Source organism: Pseudoalteromonas sp. SR41-8, from assembly GCF_014163915.1.
Taxonomy (GTDB): Bacteria; Pseudomonadota; Gammaproteobacteria; order Enterobacterales; family Alteromonadaceae; genus Pseudoalteromonas; species Pseudoalteromonas rhizosphaerae.
The window spans coordinates 52,777-73,445 of the sequence record NZ_JACJEE010000002.1; the positions used below are offsets into that span (position 1 = coordinate 52,777).

The 20,669-nt window shown below is 40.4% G+C and carries 18 protein-coding genes; 8 read left to right on the forward strand and 10 right to left on the reverse strand.

The window, feature by feature from the left end:
* Positions 1-72: 72 nt before the first annotated feature.
* The 3 genes from H5162_RS01835 to H5162_RS01845 all read right to left on the reverse strand — a co-directional run bounded on the left by H5162_RS01835 (position 73) and on the right by H5162_RS01845 (position 5,213).
* Positions 73-705, reverse strand: coding sequence for a PilZ domain-containing protein (locus tag H5162_RS01835; protein ID WP_145234077.1), 633 nt, complete (start codon positions 703-705; stop codon positions 73-75).
* A 123-nt stretch (positions 706-828) separates the two neighbouring features.
* Positions 829-4,002 carry an efflux RND transporter permease subunit gene (locus H5162_RS01840; protein ID WP_182757663.1) on the reverse strand — a complete coding sequence of 1,058 codons (3,174 nt, stop codon included), beginning with the start codon at positions 4,000-4,002 and terminating at the stop codon, positions 829-831.
* Between the two features lie 14 nt (positions 4,003-4,016).
* On the reverse strand, positions 4,017-5,213 hold the full coding sequence (locus tag H5162_RS01845) for an efflux RND transporter periplasmic adaptor subunit (RefSeq protein WP_182777494.1): 1,197 nt from the start codon (positions 5,211-5,213) through the stop codon (positions 4,017-4,019).
* Positions 5,214-5,597: 384 nt separating this feature from the next.
* Between H5162_RS01845 and H5162_RS01850 the strand changes: the two genes are divergently transcribed.
* From H5162_RS01850 to H5162_RS01860, 3 genes are read left to right on the forward strand one after another with little or no spacing between them, the layout of a single operon-like run.
* Positions 5,598-6,155 carry an RNA polymerase sigma factor gene (locus H5162_RS01850; protein ID WP_145233553.1) on the forward strand — a complete coding sequence of 186 codons (558 nt, stop codon included), beginning with the start codon at positions 5,598-5,600 and terminating at the stop codon, positions 6,153-6,155.
* A complete protein-coding gene (locus H5162_RS01855) occupies positions 6,152-7,228 on the forward strand; it encodes a FecR family protein (protein WP_145233555.1) in 1,077 nt (358 codons plus the stop codon). The genes H5162_RS01850 and H5162_RS01855 overlap by 4 nt, the downstream gene beginning before the upstream one ends.
* 41 nt (positions 7,229-7,269) lie before the next feature.
* A complete protein-coding gene (locus H5162_RS01860; protein ID WP_404936216.1) occupies positions 7,270-10,269 on the forward strand; it encodes a TonB-dependent receptor plug domain-containing protein in 3,000 nt (999 codons plus the stop codon).
* Between the two features lie 56 nt (positions 10,270-10,325).
* Here H5162_RS01860 and H5162_RS01865 read toward each other — a convergent pair whose 3' ends face one another.
* The 7 genes from H5162_RS01865 to H5162_RS01895 all read right to left on the reverse strand — a co-directional run bounded on the left by H5162_RS01865 (position 10,326) and on the right by H5162_RS01895 (position 16,570).
* Entirely contained in the window at positions 10,326-10,721 is a 396-nt protein-coding gene (locus H5162_RS01865) for a biopolymer transporter ExbD (protein ID WP_145233557.1), read from the reverse strand.
* A 215-nt stretch (positions 10,722-10,936) separates the two neighbouring features.
* Positions 10,937-11,380 carry a PA2169 family four-helix-bundle protein gene (locus tag H5162_RS01870; protein WP_145233559.1) on the reverse strand — a complete coding sequence of 148 codons (444 nt, stop codon included), beginning with the start codon at positions 11,378-11,380 and terminating at the stop codon, positions 10,937-10,939.
* A gap of 167 nt (positions 11,381-11,547) precedes the next feature.
* Positions 11,548-12,486: a LysR family transcriptional regulator gene (locus tag H5162_RS01875; RefSeq protein WP_145233562.1), complete on the reverse strand. Its 939-nt coding sequence runs from the start codon at positions 12,484-12,486 to the stop codon at positions 11,548-11,550.
* Positions 12,487-12,501: 15 nt separating this feature from the next.
* Positions 12,502-14,220, reverse strand: a complete 1,719-nt coding sequence (gene aceK, locus H5162_RS01880) for a bifunctional isocitrate dehydrogenase kinase/phosphatase (protein WP_145233564.1) — start codon at positions 14,218-14,220, stop codon at positions 12,502-12,504.
* An 82-nt stretch (positions 14,221-14,302) separates the two neighbouring features.
* The gene (locus H5162_RS01885; RefSeq protein WP_145233567.1) at positions 14,303-14,779 is read right to left on the reverse strand and encodes a DUF4124 domain-containing protein; all 477 of its coding nucleotides are present in this window, start codon (positions 14,777-14,779) and stop codon (positions 14,303-14,305) included.
* A gap of 76 nt (positions 14,780-14,855) precedes the next feature.
* A complete protein-coding gene (locus H5162_RS01890) occupies positions 14,856-16,352 on the reverse strand; it encodes a DUF3413 domain-containing protein (RefSeq protein WP_182777496.1) in 1,497 nt (498 codons plus the stop codon).
* Positions 16,353-16,357: 5 nt separating this feature from the next.
* Complete coding sequence (locus H5162_RS01895) at positions 16,358-16,570, reverse strand: DUF1414 domain-containing protein (RefSeq protein ID WP_016707302.1); 213 nt, start codon at positions 16,568-16,570, stop codon at positions 16,358-16,360.
* A gap of 62 nt (positions 16,571-16,632) precedes the next feature.
* Here H5162_RS01895 and yejK point away from each other — a divergent pair, with 62 nt between their 5' ends.
* The 5 genes from yejK to H5162_RS01920 all read left to right on the forward strand — a co-directional run bounded on the left by yejK (position 16,633) and on the right by H5162_RS01920 (position 20,502).
* Entirely contained in the window at positions 16,633-17,646 is a 1,014-nt protein-coding gene (gene yejK / locus H5162_RS01900) for a nucleoid-associated protein YejK (RefSeq protein WP_149982371.1), read from the forward strand.
* Positions 17,647-17,950: 304 nt separating this feature from the next.
* A complete protein-coding gene (locus H5162_RS01905; RefSeq protein ID WP_220493482.1) occupies positions 17,951-18,736 on the forward strand; it encodes an alpha/beta fold hydrolase in 786 nt (261 codons plus the stop codon).
* 196 nt (positions 18,737-18,932) lie between these two features.
* Positions 18,933-19,133 (forward strand): hypothetical protein, encoded by a 201-nt coding sequence (locus H5162_RS01910; protein ID WP_182757732.1) that lies wholly within the window; start codon positions 18,933-18,935, stop codon positions 19,131-19,133.
* A gap of 213 nt (positions 19,134-19,346) precedes the next feature.
* On the forward strand, positions 19,347-20,063 hold the full coding sequence (locus tag H5162_RS01915; protein ID WP_182777498.1) for an alpha/beta hydrolase: 717 nt from the start codon (positions 19,347-19,349) through the stop codon (positions 20,061-20,063).
* The gene (locus H5162_RS01920; protein WP_182777499.1) at positions 20,044-20,502 is read left to right on the forward strand and encodes a GFA family protein; all 459 of its coding nucleotides are present in this window, start codon (positions 20,044-20,046) and stop codon (positions 20,500-20,502) included. Before H5162_RS01915 ends, H5162_RS01920 begins: the two co-directional genes overlap by 20 nt.
* Positions 20,503-20,669 lie beyond the last annotated feature (167 nt).

The window sequence follows — 20,669 nt, forward strand, 5'->3', positions numbered from 1 at the left end:
ACAAAGGTGCTATTAGTTTAGCATTTCAACTATAGCCAAGCCACTTCAAAATGAGGGTTGCTAGTAGCTATATTATTCTGGTTTTGTTGGCTCTGTTGTGTCTTGGGTATCAAAGTTGTCGCTTTCATGTTGCAGCAGCTGACGCTTTTTCAGTTGTCTGGTTTGTGCATGTAAACTAGCACGTACCACAAGTTCTTGATCAGTATCGCGGATGGCTTTAAAAAGTAGGGTGTATTGGTAGTATTCATCGTCAATCTTATTAACTGCAACTACCTCGGTGTAACAATAAATAGCAGAGGCTTCATGCTGTAAAAATAATTTAGTGCGAAATGCTTGGCCAATAGAGTAGACTTTTGTATCGGTTAGTTTGACACCGCCACCGCCGTAGCTATCACAATAAATGGCGTTATCTTCGGGCTGCTCTGAGGCCAATATATGGCTCATGATCAAGTCGATTTTACGCGATTGTGCTTGTAAAAATACGGCAAGCTCTTGTGCCAAATCACCAAGGCTACGCAATGGTCTTAACGAGCTTTGCTCTAATTCACTAACCTCATTGGCCAATTTAAATAACGGTGGGATATCTGCTTCTAGTTGCGCTAAGGTAGTAGGCACTTTGCTATCGTCAACAGCAAATAAATTTACTCGATTACTTTCATCAATCTGAAAGTACTGCTCAAACTCGGTTAATTTTTCACTATTCATCATAAGGCTCCTCGACGCAATAGTTTAATAGTAGCGCCGACAGTATAAAATTGCTAGTTATCAAATTACCATAAAAAAGGGCAAACCACTGTTTGCCCTTATATTTTTGTAGCTGAGCTTAAATCATAAATTACCCTCTTGGGTGTCGACATGTTCACGCTTGTGGTGGCTTGCAATTTCATCGGATAAATCTGCTCGCGAGCGTTTTTCAGTAAGTTTGCGCTCAGTTAACCAATAAAAGAACAGTGGTACAAAGAACACGGCAAGGAAGGTTGCTGCCATCATGCCGCCCATAACGCCAGTACCAACGCTATGACGTGCACCTGCACCGGCGCCTGAGCTCAATACTAATGGCACTACACCTAAAATAAAGGCCATCGAAGTCATGATGATGGGTCTAAATCGAAGACGGGCAGCTTCAAGTGCTGCAGCGCTTGCGCTCCAACCTTGTTGATGTTTCATCAATGCATATTCAACAATCAAAATGGCATTTTTACTGGCTAAACCAAGTAAGGTCACTAAGCCGATTTGGAAGTACACATCGTTAGTCATGCCTACTAACCAGATTGATACCAATGCGCCAAAGGTTCCAAATGGCAATGCTAGCATCACCGAGAGTGGCAATGACCAACGCTCATACAGTGCTGCAAGGATTAAGAAAACCATGATCACCGCAAGGCCTAAAGCAATTCCTGTGGTACCTGAGCTGCGTTTTTCTTGATACGCAGAGCCGGTCCAGTCGTAGGTCATATCAGGTGGTAATACTGCTTTTGCAATACGTTCAACTTCAGCAATTGCTTGGCCAGAGCTGTAACCGGGTGCAGCATTACCGAGCAGTTTTACCGCAGGCAAGTTATTATAACGATTTAGACTTTCTGGTCCGCGACTATATTCAATATTAGTAAACGCAGACATAGGAACCATAGTACCTTGACTATTTTTTACATAAATTCGTCCAATGTCATCAGGCTTCATTCTAAATTCAGCTTCTGCTGACATAAGTACTTGCCAAGCTCGGCCAAACTTATTGAAGTCGTTCACATAATATGTACCCAGTGTGCCGGCAAGGGCTGTAAAGGCATCGTCAATTTCAATGCCCATCGCGCGGGCTTGTTCACGATCTACATCAACTTTAAGTTGCGGTGCATTTGGTCGCCACAACGTTTGTAGGCCACTTAAAATAGGGCTTTTTTGTGCTTCAGCCATCATTAAGCCCATGGCTTGTTGCAGTTTTTCTGGGCCACCTGCGCCTTTGTTTTGAATATAAAATTCAAATCCGCCAGTGCTCCCTAAACCAAAAATAGCAGGGGGGTTAAACGCTAAAACAAGTGCTTCGTTGATATGCGCAGTTTTCATAAACAGCTCATTAACCAAACTTTTAGTATCAATCTCTCGTTCATCCCAATGTTTTTGGGTGACGAATAAGGTGGCTGCACTGTTTTTATAACCGCCGCCAATAAAATCAAAGCCTGTAAATGCCACCACATTTTCATTGGCAGGATTAGATTGTACGGCGCTAATAACTTCAGCCACTACTTTTTCTGTACGCTCAAGGGATGAGCCATCAGGTAAGAAAATAGCTGAAATATAGTAGCCTTGGTCCTCATCAGGCACTAATGAACCTGGAGTGCTTTTCCAAAGGCCAATGGTAATTGACACCATACCAATCATCAGCAATAAACCTAATGCGCCACGGCGCACCATAAAACCAACAGCACCCACATACTTACTGGTTATTTTAGTAAATACACGGTTGAACCATAAAAAGAAGCTTGCGGTTTGTTTATGCTCTTGTTTTAAAATAAGCACACATAAAGCAGGGGTCATTGTTAGTGCAACTATGCCAGATAAGCTCACAGCAATTGAAATGGTGATCGCAAACTGACGGAATAGTTCGCCAGTTAAGCCACCTAGAAATGCAATTGGCACAAACACTGAGCAAAGTACTAGAACAATAGCAACAACAGGTCCTGATACTTCTTTCATTGCTTTTATTGCGGCTTCATGGGCGCTCACATGCTCTTCGTGCATGATACGCTCTACGTTTTCAAGTACCACTATGGCGTCATCCACTACGATACCAATAGACAGTACCATACCAAATAAAGTCAATGAGTTAATAGAATAACCAAGCATATACATGCCAGCAAACGTACCAAGTAATGACACCGGTACGGCAAGAGTTGGGATCAGTGTGGCGCGCCAATTTTGTAAAAATAAGAACACCACTAAGAAAACCAGCACCATTGCTTCAAGTAGTGTTTTCACTACTTCGCGGATCGAGACTTCAACAAAACGGGTGGTATCGTACGAATTTAAGTGAGCAAGTCCAGTGGGAAATTGCTGAGTTAACTCTGCTAATACGCCATTAACTTCTGCTGCTACATCAAGTGCATTGGCACCAGGTTGTAGGAAAATACCTAATAGTACTGCTTCTTTGCCGTTGATAGTGCCTCTGAAGTTATAATCTTTTGCACCAAGTTCAACACGGGCAATGTCTTTTAAACGTAAGCTACTGCCATCAAGGTTTGAACGAATAATGATTTCTTCAAATTGTTCAGGCTCTGATAAACGCCCTTGAGCGGTAACACTGTAAACCAGCTCTTGCGCTGATTGTGAAGTGGGGGTTGCACCAATCGAACCTGCTGCATATTGAGAGTTTTGGCTGCGAACTGCCCCTGCGACTTCTTCAACAGTAACACCGAGCTGACTCATTACATCAGGGCGCAGCCAAATACGCATGGCGTAATCTTTCGCGCCAAAAATTTGTACGCTCGTTGTACCAGGAACACGTTTAATACGGTCTAAAATATTCAGGGTGACATAGTTTGAAGTCCATAGACTATCACGAGTGCCGTCCGGTGAATAAAACGCATGAACTTGCAAAAAACTCGATGAACCTTTTTGCACCACCACGCCTTGGCGCCGTGTTTCTTCAGGTAAACGAGCTTCAACTTGCTTTACACGGTTATTGACGTTAACTGCTGCTTGGTCAATATCGGTGCCAATTTCAAACGTTATTTCAATGGTTGTTGCACCAGAGCTTGTCGAGGTTGAAGACATATACATCATGCCTTCAACACCGGTAATCGCATTTTCAATCGGCGCGGCTACGGTTTGTTCGAGTACTTCAGCCGACGCACCCGGATAGGCTGCTGTCACTTGCACAACGGGTGGGGCAATTTCAGGGTATTGTGCGATCGGCAAGCTGCGCATGGCAGCCAGGCCCGCCAGCACAATAACAATTGAGATCACAAACGCAAAAATAGGTCTGTCGATAAAATAACGAGAAAACATAAAACTCCCTGCGCCTATTCTGCGCTTACGTTGTTTGTTGCATTGTTAACGGCCACTGGCATGCCCGGGAAGAAAATCTTTGCCATACCATCGATGATCACTTCATCGCCTTGCTGTATGCCTGATTTAATCAACCAAAAGTTTTTATCACCTTGATTATCTGGCTTTTGGATCCACTCACCTACTTCAACGGGAGCTGGGCGCGCAATCGTGCTGCCTTGTTCATTTTTAGCAACTACATAAACAAATTTACCAGTGCCATTATCAAGTACCGCACGTTGCGGTATTACAAATGCATTTTTGCGTACCGCACCACTTAACATCACTCGCACAAATTGACCTGGGCGAAGTTCGAAATCAGTGTTGGGGATAATTGCTTGTAGTTCGCTGGTGCCGGTATTTGGGTTAATACGTACATCGGAGAAGTTAACTTTGCCACTTTTATTGGAGAGTGAACCGTCTTGCAATTTAATGCTCGTGTGCCACTGACCTTTTTCTGGCAGCGTTAATGAGCCATTTGCAACATCTTGACGCATTTGTAATTGTTCACGCTCAGAAATACCAAATCGTAAACGAATAGGGTCAAACTGGGTAATTTGCGTTAATAATAGATCGGGACCTGATACAAAAGTGCCTACCGACACAAATTCACGGCCCATTACTCCAGCGACAGGCGCTTTTACTTGCGCATATTCTAAATTCAGTTGGGCTTCTTTTAATGCAACTTTCGCGGCCTCTAACGTCGTGTTAGCAATATCTTGGGTGGAGCTGGCGTTATCGTAATCTCGTTGTGAGACTGATTTCTCAGCACGTAGTTTGGCTAATCGTTTCACTTCACGTTCGGCTTGCACTAAAGATGCTTTTGCACCATTAAGAGCAGCTTGCGCGCTTTCAACCGCCAATTGGTAAGGGGCTAAATCTATAGTGAAAAGTGACTGCCCTTGCTTAACTGTCTGGCCTTCATCAAAGTTACGAGATTCTAGGATCCCCGTTACTCTGGCACGTACTTGAACTTCTTTAGAACCTGATAAGGTTGCCGGTAGTTCAATAGTGAATGGGGCATCTTCATAGGTTGCTATGGTTGTTGCCACAGCTGCTGGATGCATTGCTGCTTGCTCAGTTTTAGGTGCTTCACTACAACCTTGTAGAAACAACGAAGCCGAAGTAAATAAGAATAAAGAAAATTTTGATGGTGCGAAAGACAGACGCATGGTTACTCCACAGTTCCAATTGTTAAGTATGAATAATTTATAATGTTTTATAAGCTAAAAACATGGCTTACGTGGTGCTTAATCCGTATAGCTTAGTTAAATACGAGTGTATACCCTAAATTTTTACAGGTACAGGCTCGTGTTTATTTTTCAGTATTTTTTAAAGCTCAAAGTAGTTTGATACCTTAGAATTTAGATATTCTGTAAAGCTGTTTATAAAGTAATGAAGTCATTACTTTGTATGACAATAGCTTAATTATGAAGTGCTGTAAGTGCTTTGTTAGCGAAACAGCTTTAATAACCACAAAATTAACAAATTGCCTTGTAATTGGCGCTAAAACTCGTACCCTAGGCGTAATAATAATAGCAAGGGTAAAGTTAATAATGACGCGCAAGCCGACATTATCTACAACATTTATTGATCTGTCTTCACAGTTGCGACGTTTTGTTTCGCGCATTGTACAACCAGATGACGTGGAAGATATAGTACAAGAAACCTTTGTTAAGAGCTATCAAGCTGATTTAAAACAAGATATTAAATATACACGCAGTTATATGCTAAAGACTGCTAAGCATTTGGCGCTTAACCACATTGCTAAATGGGATAATCAGCATTGCGATTCATTAGATACCTCTGATGATTATCAGCAGTCGTTGAGATCTATGCAGCTTGAGGATGAAGTGACCTCAAAAGAGCGCTTTTTATTGTTTTGCCGTGCTACTGAGCAACTAAGCCAGCCAGTGCGAAAATGTTTTATTTTAAAGAAAGTATATGGCATGAGCCAAAAAGAAATCGCAGCGCAAATGAAGTTAAGTGAAAGTACGGTTGAAAAACATATTGCCAAAGGTTTGTTACAATCTATGCGCTACATGCAGCAACATGAGCAGTTAGGTGAGCACAGCAGTGCCACTATTGAACCTGCCAGGAGGGTGGGAAAATGAGTAATATCCATCAATTTTCGTCTAAAGATGCTATTCAAGCAGATGCCAGTCGTTGGATAAGTGCTATGGATAGGGGCTTATCAAAGCAAGAACGTATGCAATTTCAGCACTGGGTGCAACAAAATAAAGCCCATCAAGATGCGGTATTTGAGTTAGCCCAGTTATGGGATGAACTGAGCGTATTAAATGAGTTGAGTAGCTTATTTCCCAATAAAAACAGCATCAATAAGCCTGCCCGCAGAGAAATTAATTTTTCGATTGCGGCAAGTGTCTTTGCCGCATTGCTAGTTGCCAGCTTTATATTTGTTGGTATTGAGCAGTGGCCAACAACACCACAAGAACAAGCCAAGTACAGTAAAATTTACCGTACTAAAGTCGGTGAGCAAGCAACGTTTGTGCTACCAGATAGTACGATTGTGCAATTAAATACCAATAGCTTATTAGAAGTTGCGTATACAAAAAACCGCCGACAACTGATTTTAAGTCGAGGCGAAGGACGTTTTAATGTTGCTAAAGATGCCGCACGTCCATTTACGGTGATGGCAGGCGATAAGTCATTTACCGCACTGGGGACTGTTTTTAATGTGCAACGTAATGCAGCATCGGATCTTGAGCTGGTTGTTACTGAGGGTAAAGTGATGATCACGGATCCTTCGGTTGCCGTAAATGCTGATGATTTTGTACAATTACAAAGTGCTAGTAATGATACAGACAGTGTGAAAAAAATTAATGCTAGTATTGTTATCTCTGGCGAAAAAGCATTAATTAAAGAAAGTATTACCAAGCCAATCAAACGGTTAACACAAGATGATGTACAACGGGATCTAGCATGGCAACAAGGTATGCTAATTTTTAATGGCGAGTCGTTAAGCGAAGCACTGCAAGAAGTGAGTCGCTATACCGCAACGCGTTTTGAACTTGCTGATCCTGCATTAGCTTCTTTAAAAGTGGCTGGGGTGTTTAAAGCCGGTGATATTATCGGTTTACTTGATAGCCTGCGCATCAATTTAGCCATTGAGCATGAACGTTTAGGTGAACATATCGTAAGCCTAAAACACGGTGATCACAGCTAAGCTTTATGCTTGCTCTTTGATTTAAAGTGTCAGAAGTTACAATGGTAAATATAAAAAGTAAAAAAATAATTAATAAAAAAATAGGATTGCATAGCGGATTATTCTTTCTCAACTGTTTGTATAAGTTGCGCAGTAACCAAACGTATCCAATTTGTGGGTTAATTGTATTAGCACCTTTAGTATTTAGCCTAAAAGTTCAGGCTGAGGCTGCAAATCCACAGATGGTACAATTTGATATAAAAGCGCAGCGAGCAGATCAAGCATTGATAGAGTTTGCAAAACAAACAGAACAAACCGTGGTTTTTTCGTTTGATTTAGCAAAACAATACCAAGCTCAATCAGTGTATGGTTATTACACTCAGTTAGAAGCGCTTAGTACAATGCTGAAAAATACTGAACTCGATGCGGTTGTTGATCAAAATGGTTTACTGAGTATAAAACTCAAACAAATCAATAGGAATGATAACAACATGAGAAAGCTTTCAGGGGTCAGTGCTGCTGTAATACCACTTTTAATGGCAACCAATAGCCAAGTTGCTAATGCACAAGAACAAGCCGCTCAAGAAAATATTGAAAAAATCGCCATCGTTGGTAGCCGTGTAGCAGGGCGTTCGGTCGAAGACTTACCCGTACCTGTTGATATTTTAAGTGCTGAAGCGCTAGAAAATACCGGACAAACAGAAGTCGGCCGTATGTTACAAGCTATCGCACCGTCTTTTAACTTTTCAAGTTCATCGATCAGTGACGGTACTGATGCACTACGACCTGCTACTTTACGTGGCTTAGGGCCAGATCAAACATTAGTACTTATCAATGGTAAACGTCGTCACCAGGCCAGCATTATCCATATTAATACATCTGTAGGTCGTGGTACCGCAGGTACAGATATGAATGCGATCCCAGCTGCTGCAATTAAACGTATCGAAGTATTACGTGATGGTGCGGCTGCGCAATATGGTTCAGATGCGATTGCGGGTGTTATCAACATCGTATTAAAAGATGCTGATGAAGGCGGTAAAGCCGCGGTTAATTATGGCCAGTATTCTGAAGGTGATGGCGAAACCGTTACGGTTGATTTTAATAAAGGCTTTGCCTTAGGCGATGATGGTTATTTAAATACCACTATCAACTACCGCGACCGTGCACCTACAAATCGTGCCGGTTTACATGGCTCTTGCCAGTTTTATGGTTGCACAGAGCTTGATGATGGCACGCTGTTAGCGGGCGATCCTCGTGAGCTGACTGCACCACGTGATACATTTAGAATTGGCGATGCAGACTCGCAACAATTTGCTTTAACTGTGAATTCTGGATATGAACTAGCAGGTGGCGAGTTATATGGTTTTATTACTTACTCAACTCGTGATAATGAATCAGCGGCGTTCTTCCGTCATAATGCCAATGCTGATGGCAACCCAGTTTTACAAGATGGTGATGCGGTGATCCCGATGGGCTTTTTGCCAATGATCAACACCACCATTGATGATATCTCGTATAACTTTGGCTTTAAAAAAGAGTTTGATAATAGCTCTAGTCTTGACCTGTCATACACCTATGGTGAAAACAGCATCGATTATACCACTAGTGACACTATCAATGGTTCATACGCTAATTTGTTACGTTATGATCAAGGTTTAAGTGCTGATGATATTCGTGCCACTATTCCTCGCCAAGCGTATGCGTATGGCATGGAGTTATCACTGCAAACAATCAATCTTGATTTTACACAAGACTATGATAATTTTTCACTGGCAATGGGTGCCGAGCTTCGCACCGATGAATATCGTATTTTAGAAGGCAGTGAATACGCTTACCGTGATTATGATACTAATAATGGTGTTAATATTTACGATGGTATGAGCGGTGGTATTGGCAGCGAAAATGCAGCAGGTGGTACACAAGGTTTTGGTGGTTCATCGCCGGAATCTTCTGTGGATGAATCACGTGATGTGATTTCGTTTTACCTTGATGCTGAAACTTACATTATTGATGATGTAATTATCTCTGGCGCACTGCGTTACGATAACTACAAAGGCTTTGGTGATACGGTTAACTTTAAGTTAGCGGGTAACTGGTCGGTGACTGATGACGTTTCACTGCGCGGTGCGGTGAGTACTGGTTTTAGAGCACCATCAATGCAGCAATTGTATTTCAATAATATCAGTACCCAGTTTGTAGTTGGTCCTAATGGCGATCTAATTGCAGAAGAAGTTGGTACTTTTAGAAACGACAGCACGCTTGCACAGAGTATTGGTATTCCAAAACTTAAAGAAGAAAAGTCACAAAACATGAGCTTAGGTATTGTGTATAACGTGACGGATAATATTAATGTTACCGTTGATTATTATTCAATTGATATTGACGACCGTATTGTGATCAGTAACCGTTTAGGTAAAGGGTTGTCATCAACGCTAGATGCTGCATTGGTTAGTTCTGGCGCAGGTGCAGGGCAGTTTTTCTTAAATGGTGCAGATACCGAAACGCAAGGTGTGGATTTTGTTGCGACATGGAACACGGAAGGCTTAGGCGGTACCCTAGATTTTACATTAGCGGCTAACTTTACTGAAACCGATGTGGTTGATTTATTTACTCCTGCGGGCAGTGGTTTGGAAACGATCCCTGTCGAAGATGTATTTTCTTCGCAAGAAACCTCAATCATCGAAGAATGGCAACCACAAGACAGAGTAAACTTAAGTGCATTATATCGCCTTGAAGATTGGACGGTAAACTTATCGCTCAATCGTTATGGCGAATACACGGTTGAAGATGGCGGTCGCCAGACTTACGGCGCTGAAATTCTTACCGATATAAAAGTAAATTATTTTGTCACAGATAACTTGTCACTAAATATTGGTGCAAACAATTTATTTGACGTTTACCCTGATAAAAATACCATAGGTAATTCTCGCTCAGGCACAATTGTTGATGCTTCTGGTAATACTATTATCAGTTCAACCGGTGTATTTGAGTACTCACGACGTTCAGCACCATTTGGTTTTAACGGTGCTTACTACTATGTAGGTGCTGAATACCGATTCTAAAATAACTTCTCCTACGTTATTTAGTTTTGAAGGGCCGTCTGGCCCTTTTTTTGCTTTTAGTGTGATGTGAGTGCGATGGGGTAGTTATCATACTCTTTGATATTATTCATTACTGTCATTAAAGTTTGATGCGTACTGTTCTCGTCAGCGGCTATTTGTACTGTGGCGATATTATACTTCGCAGCAAACATCGCAAGGTTAGTGGCAACTTGGTTTAAGTCAATTAATCGCCCCGCAAAATACACCGCATTGCTTTGGTCAATACTAAAATGAGCACTTTTAGTTTGTTTATCAATACTGGGTTTATCTACAGGCCGTTGCAGCTCTATTGCCACAGGTTTTACAAATGAAGTTGTAACAATAAAAAATATTAAAAGTATAAATACAATATCAAGCATCGGCGTCATATCAACGTCAGCGTTTTGTGGGTTTACATGTTGTTTATTTCTCATAATGGAACCTTGTTATTTTTTATAAAATGCTGCGGCGCCACAGCGGGATAGTAGGTACCTATTAATAAGCCTAGACGATTAAAATCATGCTGTGGTTAAATAAATATGCTATTTTTATTAATTATTTGCATTATTTTGTTATAAAAATCATTTAACTATTATTATGAGCATAAAAAAGCCCAGCGCGTGGCTGGGCTTTCATTTAAGCATTGTGGTTAATGCTTCTGCATACGGCTCATCTCCGTATGACAGCTTTGCATGGTCAGTAATACTTTAGCGAGGGCGGCTTCACAATCGTGCGGTTGTGGTTTTTTCATGGCAGCTTTAATTTCTTCAAGTGTTTTATCTTCCACTTCTTCAAGCTCTTTGACATAAATTTGGTCGTTGTTGGCACTAAATTTTGTGATCAGTGCGGTATATGCTCGGCGAGCTTCAACAGCAAAAGACGAACCATCTTCTCGTTCACCTTGCTGATTAATAGCGTAAGGCTGTAGGTTTTCAACGCTGACTTTACGTGCGTCTATCATACGCTGAAATAGCGCACCAATGGCTGGATCTTGTACTTTTTCCTGCGCCTTTTCATAAAAGTCGATGCCGCTGTTCATTACTTGGATAATGTCAGTGATATGATTTACTTCGTTTCCTTGCTGGGCATTCATAATATTGACCTCTTTAAGTTAAATGAATATTAAAGTTCAAGTAACTTAAAGCAATTGCCATTCCATTTTTAAATTATTTTAACATCATGATAATTAATACTTTTAAATTTATGTTTGCTTACTTGAAAATACCAGTAAGCAAATTTTACAGGGCTTTTGTAAGAGCGTTACTTTAATTCATCTGCAACTTCGGCTACTTTTTGGCGTAACCAAATATGACTGGCATCCCTGTGAAGTAATGGGCTCCAAATCATATCTAACTCAAATGGTGGTATAGGGAAGGGAGGCTCCAGAATTTGCAAACCGGGATCATCTAAATAAATATTAGCGGCTTTTGAAGGGAGTGTCGCAATCAGGTTCTTCTCTTTCGCTAGATGTATTGCAACGTGGTAATTACGGGTGAATGTGGCAATATTTCGGTGTTTACCAAAGTGGGCGAGAGCTTCATCAACCCAGCCAAGTTTTTGTACGTCTTTAGGATCCATACCAACCCCGACACCAAAACCTGTTTTACTTACCCAAATATGCCGAGCTTTTAAATAACTATCGAGGCTAAAATTTTCAATGATCGGGTTGTCAGCTTTTACTAAACAACAAAAGCTATCTTTCCAAATACGTTTGTGATGAAACGACTGCGGTAGGTTTTCGAAACGATTTATTGCCATATCAACTTTACCGTTTTCTACATCATGAAAAGTAACATCACTTGGAGTGAGAATATCGAGTGTGGTATCCGGCGCTTCATCGTGTAATTTACTCAGTAGCTTAGGTGCTAAGGTGCTGGCAGCATAGTCACTGGCCATAATCCTAAATACCCGTTTGCTTTGGCTGGCCTCAAATTCACGGTTTGGTGCAAGCGTTTCTTCTAATGTCATTAAGATGCCACGGATCACCGGCTGCAATTCAATAGCTCGTTCAGTGGGCACCATACCATCACTGGTGCGTACTAAGATCGGATCGTTAAACAGGTTACGTAAACGTTTTAAACCATTACTCATTGCCGGCTGTGTAATGCTAAGCTGGTTCGCGGCGCGAGTAACATTACATTCGCGTAATAAGGTGTCGAGATAAACGAGTAAGTTTAAATCTATTTTACTGATATTCATTGTGTGTCCTTTCGTCTACCATTGATGGATAAAACGCTGCGCTGCTGGATAAGGGTAGATATGGCTAACGACCCCTGCTTTTATATTTCGTTGCGCTTGCTGCCAAAATGCGACGTCTAATAGTTCTGGATGTGTTTGGCTGAAAACTGCTTTGTATTGCGGGTTTGGCATTACAAAAGTGCATAACTGCTCTGGAAATACATCTTGTGGTGCCACAGAGTAACTTTGCTCATTGGTTAAGTAGTCATCATAACTTTTTGCTTTAGGCAATGCCCTAAAGTTCATGTCTGTTAAATATTGCACTTCATCATAATCATAAAAAATAATGCGTTTGTGTTTACTGACACCAAAGTTTTTAAGTAACATATCGCCTGGGAAAATATTAACGGCGATCATTTCCTTGAGTGCTTGGCCATATTCTGCAATGGCAACAGCGGCATCTTCAGTATTAGCTTTTTCTAAATATAAATTCAGTGGCGTCATGCGTCGCTCAATATACATATGTTTGATGATCAGTAAGTCGCCTTCGATGATCATTGATGAACCAATAGTTTGTTTAAGCTGTGCAAGCAATGTAGCGTTAAAACGCGCAACAGGGAATACGACGTTAGAATACTCTATGGTATCTGCCATACGACCAACTCGGTCATGGCTTTTAACTAATTGGTAGCGTTTGAGAACGGTATCGCGGCCAAATGGTTTACTTTCACCAAATTTGTCTTTAATTATTTTAAATACATAATCAAATGAAGGTAGGGTAAATACCATCATCACCATACCCGGTGTGCCAGGGGCAATCACAAAATCATCACTGGAGCGCTGTAAATGGGTTAAAAACTCGCGATAGAACTCGGTTTTACCTTGTTTATGAAAGCCAATGGCATTGTAAAGCTCTGCTAAGGTTTTATTGGGCATTAGTTGGTTTAAAAACCGAACTAATGCGGAAGGAGCGTGGGTTTCAACCATAAAATAAGCGCGAGCAAAGCCAAAAATAACCCGCATTTGCGATGAGTTAGTCAGTAAAGCATCGAGATACAGACCTTGCTCTTGATGATGTAACACCGCAATAATAAATGGCTGCACACCACTTTGTGATACCACACGGCCGACAATATAGGCTGCTTTGTTGCGATAAAACGGCGTTTGTAATATGTCAAAGCGCATTTGCCACGCACGGTGATGGGTGTCGGGTGCTTGTTTATAAAACGCCTTTACTAAAAGTCGTATATCGCGCTCTAAATTAACAAAATCGGCTTTAAAATCAAATTGATTAATTATTTTACGGATAGTGGGCTTTAAGCCGTCTACAACAGGAAAGTAGCTGCGGTATTCTGCTTCTACAGGAAGCGCAGGGGCATCTGCTAAGGTGGCTTTTACAAAAATAAAATCATTATTAAAATAACGTCGATGAAATAAGCGGCAAAACACAGAGTTATAAAATGTTTCGGCTAATTCTGCTTGTGGATGAAACGTTAAAAAGTGCTGGTAGATTTGTTTTGTTTGCAGCCAGAGTGATTCATCCAGTTGATTGGCTAATTGCTGATTTTGTAGTTGCTGGGTGGTTTCGTTAACCCGATCATCGTAATAAGTGATCCGCAAGCGACTAATGTCGTGCATTTTTGTCCAGTTTTTATTTGCAAATGCCAGAGGTGCTTGTGCGGTGATCTGCTGAAATAATTTATAATGCTTTTTAAAGCCATTTAAAATTAGCTCGGCAATGTTTTGTGGTTGCATGAACGGGTACTCCAAAATGACCTGTAGAGTATATGCTCTACACATGTTAAGAGTATGCTAAATATTGGTAAAACCCAATAGTTTATTCATAACGTTTCAGTTTTTTTTCGAGTGCAGAGAGCTGTTTGTTGGTCGTTTTGGTGTTTTTGGCAAACGTTTTATTGATCACTTTTAGCTGCTTTTTTATCTCTTTACTAAGCTTTTTTTTATCATCATCACTCATTAAACGATTAAGCCGTTGCAGTTGCTCGTATTCAGCGCGATCACGGTCACGACTCAAAATGGCGAGTTTATATTTAACGCTGCGTATCTCAGCGTTGAGATTACGAATAATTTGTTCACGCTCAAGAGAATTAAGCGCTTTGACATGATTTACATTGGCCGGAGTGACGTTGGGCGACACTGCTATTTTATGTTGCGTTGCCTGCCCGCCACAGGGAAATTGGCTAAAAGTAGTACCTCTGTCGGTTACGCACTTGTAATATTGATCTGCGGAAGCCGCCTGATCAGCAACAAATAGCAAACTAATAAAAATAACGAAAAGAGTACACAGTTTCATTACGCTAGCCTTCCCTAGTTAGGGCATAATCATATACAAAAACTATAACCTAACTTGGGTAAATTGCCAGTGGCAGTTATTCGGTAAAGGTTTTTAGCTTTTTAATGCTTTGTGCTAAAAACGGAATATCTAAACCTTGCTCTATTGAAAAGCCTTGAGCAGCAGAGATATTTTTATAATTACCATCAGAATCAATTAATGTAATACGGTCTTTCTTATAGGCAATAAATACGCCTTGCGAATAATTAACGCCCATATCGCCTTTTTTGTTATACAGATTAACGCCTAGCATGCTTTGCTTTGCGATATCAGCGCAATTTAAATATTGGCCAACGCTTGTGGCAATTAAATCGCTTGGCTGGATCAAGCCTTCAGTGCGGGTTACTTTTCTATCCGTGCTGTATAAAGATGAAGCACTCACAATACCGTGATCAACATCGGCTAAACTAAATGCAAATACTTGATTGACTCCCTCTCGAAGCGCAGTGTTTTCATCGGCTTTAATGATACGAATTGCTGCATCACCCGCTGTTGTATTATTGATATAGTTAAAATCATCAAAGCCACTGACACTAATACTACGACGATTACTTTGCCACACCGGCAATGTTTGCTCTGTCATTAAGGCTGGCTTGTAGTATGCAGGTAAACCGTAAATCAAGCTAAATAGTACATCTTGATGGTGAACGGGTTGTAAAAACTGCTCTGTTTTATTTAAATTTTTGTACTGTTTAGCAAAATTAGTTAACGCAGGTGCAGAGCTAAACACTAAAATATCGACTGTCGCAGCAGTAAAGTCTTCACAGCGAGCAATTGGTGTTGGAGCCGTGTAATCTACATTTTGTGTATTAACCTTTACGTTATGTGCTTGCTCGTAACTTTCAATATCAAGTAAATCATTTTTTGCCAATAAACTTTTTGCTGTCGTTGGGTAGGACAAGGGTAAAACATTATCTTGCTTAGTAATGTCAAACTTCAAATTTGCATCAGCCCAAATATGAATACTGTGGCTCATCGCAAAACATACCAATAACAATGAGCCGGCGTAGCGAGCAAATTTATATTGTTTTAAGCGAGCTAAATGGTGCCATGTATAGTTACTTGCTAATAACTGAAATGCAAAAATAAGCATTACAATTCCCCCAGCGAGCAGGGTTGTCAGCGCTGGAGAGCTAGTTAAACGATGCCACAATAAGGTAATAATCTCAGGTAACGCAGAGCTACTTAAATGGTAGCCTAAGTTAAAATACACATAGGCATCAAGCGTCAGTAGTGATGCACCACAAGTGGCAAGTATTGCAGCCATACCGCGGATATGACGTGGATAAGGAAATATTAAACTTAGCGGAAATATCGTCAGTACAAAGGCAATAAAGGTAATAAAACTAGTGTGACTAAGCCATGTCACTAGCATATAAAGAATACCCATAAAGCTGGTAGGTGGAGAGTCAGCAAATAAGTAACTTAAACTTATGAGCAACACTAAGCCGATATTGGCAAAAGTAAACAAATGCCCCCAACTTAATAATTGACTCGCTTTAGACGAAAACTGATTGTGCTGCGATAAATTCATAAAGTCTATTTAACCGATTGCGCAAGTGCTTTGGCAAAATTGTCTGCAACCGCTTGTCTTTTCCCTGTTGGTACATGCTCTTTTAAGATATGCGTGATAGAATTTCCTAAACACATAAGACTTAAATCAACCGGCGCATTGTGCTTAGTTAACACATCAATGAGCTGATCGACGATTTGTTCTACTTCATCATTAGAATATTTTGATAAGATTGGCATCAGTTGGTTCAATAAAAGAGTTATATTCTCACATTTTAACACCAGAGGCGTGAAAAACAAAGATGGCAATAGATGTTAAAAAGTTAGTCGTTCATTATGTAGACAAAAAAGACGACGATACGCAAATTCATTTGCGCAATGACGAAATGGCAGTGAATGATAAAGTCGCTGTATTCATCGAGCAACTTCATCACGCATACAACGGCAAACCAGGTAAAGGGTACTGTGCTTTTAGTGGTGATAAAAACTCTGTAGTTGCATCAGCCATGCAAAGTTACCGCAATAGCGAGCTTGGCTTTTGGCACATGACAGAGCAAGCTTCAGCTGTACTTAAAGAGGAACTTGATAAGTACGCGTTTAACGAAACTGGCTATTTAGTATTTTGTCATTATCAATACGTAGCAACCGATTATATGCTGATTGCAATGATCAACATCAAAGAGCATTACTCTATTACCTCTGAGCTTGATTTAGCCTCGTCACGCCATTTAGATATTTCCCGCATGCAACTAGCTGCACGCATCGATTTAACTGCGTGGGACACCCAAGCAGAAGACAATCGTTATATCTCATTTATTAAAGGCCGAGCAGGGCGCAAAGTCGCCGACTTCTTCTTAGACTTTTTAGGTTGCGAAGAAGGCATCGATCCAAAACAGCAAAGCCAAGTAATGCTCAATGCAGTTGAAGATTATTTATCAGAGCAACAATTTGATAAATCTGAAAAAGACGATCTGCGTAAACAAGTATTTGATTACTGTAATGACTGCGTTACTACTGGTGAAGATGCTAACGTCAGCGAGTTATCAGCAACGCTCACCAAAGGTGACGACAACCCATTTGAAAGCTTTTGCAAAGAGCAAAGCTATGACCTAGAAGAGTCATTCCCGGTCGATAAAAAAACCGTTACCAGTATGGTTAAATTCTCTGGCCTTGGCGGCGGCGTGAGCATCAGCTTTGAGCGCAAACACTTAGGCGAACGGGTAATGTACAACGAGGCCACTGATACGTTAGTTATTAAAGGCATACCGCCGAACCTTAAAGACCAATTGCAACGGTTTATGGAAAGTGAAGATTAGAGCCATAAGCCATAAGCCATAAGCAGTAAGTTTTAAGCAGATTTGAATTAGTTGAAAGCGTGGTGTTTACACCGCGCTTTCTTGTTTTTGCTGTGTGCCGAAGCATAGTTACAGTCGATACTAAATTAATTAAGTTGTATGAAAAAACCACCGCGAATAAGATTATTACTCTAGCTTTTAATACAAAAAATAATTTAACCAAAATAGTAACTTGGCTATGGTTTATTAATAAAAGTGAATTATAAAATGAGTTTATCTACAGGTTTAGTCGTTAAGGAGGAAAAGTGAAATTTGGATTAATGTTTTGCTGTTTTTTGTCACGGCAAGTGTGTTTGCCAAGCCTAATTTTATTAAGGTTAATGGCTATGATATTGAGTACGAAATCGCGGGGAGTGGCAAGCATACTGTATTTTTAGAGGCTGGTGGCTCTGCGGGGTTATTTGATTGGGAGCCGGTTTTTGAAAAGCTTGCAAAGGAAGCCCGCATCATTCGTTATTTAAAAATTGGTAACGGCGGTTCTACGCAATTGAGAAAAAACTACAGCTCGGAAGAGTATGCAAACGAAGCTCTCATGTTACTTGAAGCGTTACACGTTGAAAAACCAATCGTCTATATTGCTCATTCATATGGTGCTTATACCGCAAGACGATTCGCTGCAACTTACCCTGAGTGGGTTTCAGCCCTCATGCTGATTGAGCCTGCTTCGGAGCATGATGTTGATATCATGCGCCAAATTGATCTTGCAAAAGCTGAGAAAGAAATAGCACAAGTGAAATTAGACGATATGGCTAATGGTATGTCCAACCAGTATCTGGACTTTTGGGCGAAAAGACCATTGCCAGATTATCCACAGATCCCAGATATTCCAGTAACCGTTATTGCATCCGTGAAAAAGTATAAAAATCCGCCATTACTCTTTTTTACCGATGAAGGCCGAAAAATGTGGGGCGAATTGCATTCAACTTCGGCTGAGTCTTTTCCACAAGGTAAAGCTGTATTAACAGATAAGAGCTATCATTATCCTCAAAATGATGAACCAGATAGGGTGGTGCAAGAAGTAATTGAATTATTGAAAAGAATTAAAGACTAATAAATGCAGGGAATTGATTTACATGATTTGCCGCTGCAGTAAGCGATGAGACGGTATAGTTAGCTATGTGCTTACAAATAATTTAACCAAAATAGTAACTAGGCTGTGTTTAGTTTACAAATGAAAATAAATCAAATCGAGTCATTTTTTAGACTTGTAGATAAGCCGACATAGCTGTGATGATTTAAGGACTGATATGAGTAATAAAAAGGAAGGTAAATCAGCAAATAAAACCTTAGGTGTATATATGGCAATAGGGTGTGGAGTTGGCTCTGCTATCGGTGTGGTTATTGGTGTAATATTTAACATATTACATTTTAGTTTAGCTATTGGCATTGCTGTTGGCGCTGGCATTGGTCTTTCAGTTGGCACCGCAATACAAGAAAAGAAAAAATAACAAACATCCCTAATAATATGAGCCTTCGACTTGCCATCGTTTTAGATAATCAATTAGTTACTGTATAATTTAACGAGTCTAGGTGTTTATGAGCAAAGCTAAATTGTTTTTACACTTTTCATATTTTTTGCTCATGATTTTTGTGCACAAAAGCACTTGGCCAAAATCAAAGTTCAAGTATTTGAATGCTAACGTTGGGTGCTGAATTTAAATATGAAAATTATACTGCTTCCTGGCCGTCTGTTTGCTAAATTGACAAAAAACTTGCCTGAAAATATAAATACTGAAGTGATCTCATATGAATCACTTGAAGGCGTAACTTATGCGAAACAAGCGGCAGAAATAGCAAAGCGTTTTAAAGATACTGATATTTATATTGTCGCGGAGTCTTATTCTGGGCCGGTGGCTTATCAGCTTTATAAGCTACTTGGCAGTCGTGTGAAAGGCATCGTATTTTTGGCCAGCTTTATCTCAGCGCCTTCTTTGTTATCTAAGTTGGCAGGCTTTTTACCCGTTAGCTTACTGTCAGCAAATTATTTAAGTAACAAGCTACTTTATCTGTTTGGTTTTAGTTTAACGGGTGGCCAAACGTTGGTTTATCCCGTATTTGTTTCGCTGCAAACAGCGAATAAACGTAAACTTAAATTAAGATTAGGCAACATAGCTGGCCTTTCAAAACAACAGTGCGAGTTAGATTGCCTAGTGACTTATATTCGCCCTAGTAGAGATTTACTGGTAAGCGCGAGTGCGGTGAAGTACTTAGCGTCAATGTGTTCCAGCTTCAGCCAAGTTGAGATTGAAGGCGGACATTTTATAGCGCAATCAAACCCTGTAGCATGTGCTAAGGTTATTTGTGATACATTCAACGTAGCATCGGCGTTGATAAAATTGAACTTAAAGGAAGATTATAATGGACAGTACATCTCATAAAACAAAAGGCCATTGTCGTTGTGGACAGGTAAAGTTTGAAGTTAGCGCAAAGCCAATGATCACTATGGCTTGTCATTGCACTGGTTGTCAGAAAATGACGTCTAGCGCATTTAGCTTAAGCTCATTATTTCAACGAGCTGCCTTTTCTATTACATCTGGAGCGCCTGTTATTGGCGGGCTGCATGACAGTAGTACGCAGCACTTTTTTTGTGGACATTGTATGAGCTGGTTATTTACCCACCTAGAAGGTTTGGATGATTTTGTAAATGTTCGCTCAACAATGCTAGATGACTCTCGCACCTACAAACCATTCATTGAAACTTACACTGATGAAAAACTTGAGTGGGCGAGTACGGGGGCAGAGCACAGTTTTTGTAAGTTTCCACCGCAAGAAAAGTTTCCTGAATTGCTGCATGAGTATATGCTAAAACAAGGATAAATATAGCATTACCCTTCATGCGCTTTTTATAAATAACAAGTGCAATGTGCTGTTTGTTTTTCCATCACTATTTATCTAATATCTCTGCTTAGGCTAGTTTGCTTTAGCTAGAGCCTAGTAAATCGTTCTCTTTAACCTTAAAACTGCTATTAAAAAAGCCGCGTTAA

What these genes read in the sequence shown, in the direction of transcription:
- H5162_RS01835 (WP_145234077.1), bottom strand. Translation starts at nt 705, where the DNA reads ATGAATAGTGAAAAATTAACCGAGTTTGAGCAGTACTTTCAGATTGAT.
- H5162_RS01840 (WP_182757663.1), bottom strand. Translation starts at nt 4,002, where the DNA reads ATGTTTTCTCGTTATTTTATCGACAGACCTATTTTTGCGTTTGTGATC.
- H5162_RS01845 (WP_182777494.1), bottom strand. Translation starts at nt 5,213, where the DNA reads ATGCGTCTGTCTTTCGCACCATCAAAATTTTCTTTATTCTTATTTACT.
- H5162_RS01850 (WP_145233553.1), top strand. Translation starts at nt 5,598, where the DNA reads ATGACGCGCAAGCCGACATTATCTACAACATTTATTGATCTGTCTTCA.
- H5162_RS01855 (WP_145233555.1), top strand. Translation starts at nt 6,152, where the DNA reads ATGAGTAATATCCATCAATTTTCGTCTAAAGATGCTATTCAAGCAGAT.
- H5162_RS01860 (WP_404936216.1), top strand. Translation starts at nt 7,270, where the DNA reads ATGGTAAATATAAAAAGTAAAAAAATAATTAATAAAAAAATAGGATTG.
- H5162_RS01865 (WP_145233557.1), bottom strand. Translation starts at nt 10,721, where the DNA reads ATGAGAAATAAACAACATGTAAACCCACAAAACGCTGACGTTGATATG.
- H5162_RS01870 (WP_145233559.1), bottom strand. Translation starts at nt 11,380, where the DNA reads ATGAATGCCCAGCAAGGAAACGAAGTAAATCATATCACTGACATTATC.
- H5162_RS01875 (WP_145233562.1), bottom strand. Translation starts at nt 12,486, where the DNA reads ATGAATATCAGTAAAATAGATTTAAACTTACTCGTTTATCTCGACACC.
- aceK (WP_145233564.1), bottom strand. Translation starts at nt 14,220, where the DNA reads ATGCAACCACAAAACATTGCCGAGCTAATTTTAAATGGCTTTAAAAAG.
- H5162_RS01885 (WP_145233567.1), bottom strand. Translation starts at nt 14,779, where the DNA reads ATGAAACTGTGTACTCTTTTCGTTATTTTTATTAGTTTGCTATTTGTT.
- H5162_RS01890 (WP_182777496.1), bottom strand. Translation starts at nt 16,352, where the DNA reads ATGAATTTATCGCAGCACAATCAGTTTTCGTCTAAAGCGAGTCAATTA.
- H5162_RS01895 (WP_016707302.1), bottom strand. Translation starts at nt 16,570, where the DNA reads ATGCCAATCTTATCAAAATATTCTAATGATGAAGTAGAACAAATCGTC.
- yejK (WP_149982371.1), top strand. Translation starts at nt 16,633, where the DNA reads ATGGCAATAGATGTTAAAAAGTTAGTCGTTCATTATGTAGACAAAAAA.
- H5162_RS01910 (WP_182757732.1), top strand. Translation starts at nt 18,933, where the DNA reads ATGAGTAATAAAAAGGAAGGTAAATCAGCAAATAAAACCTTAGGTGTA.
- H5162_RS01915 (WP_182777498.1), top strand. Translation starts at nt 19,347, where the DNA reads ATGAAAATTATACTGCTTCCTGGCCGTCTGTTTGCTAAATTGACAAAA.
- H5162_RS01920 (WP_182777499.1), top strand. Translation starts at nt 20,044, where the DNA reads ATGGACAGTACATCTCATAAAACAAAAGGCCATTGTCGTTGTGGACAG.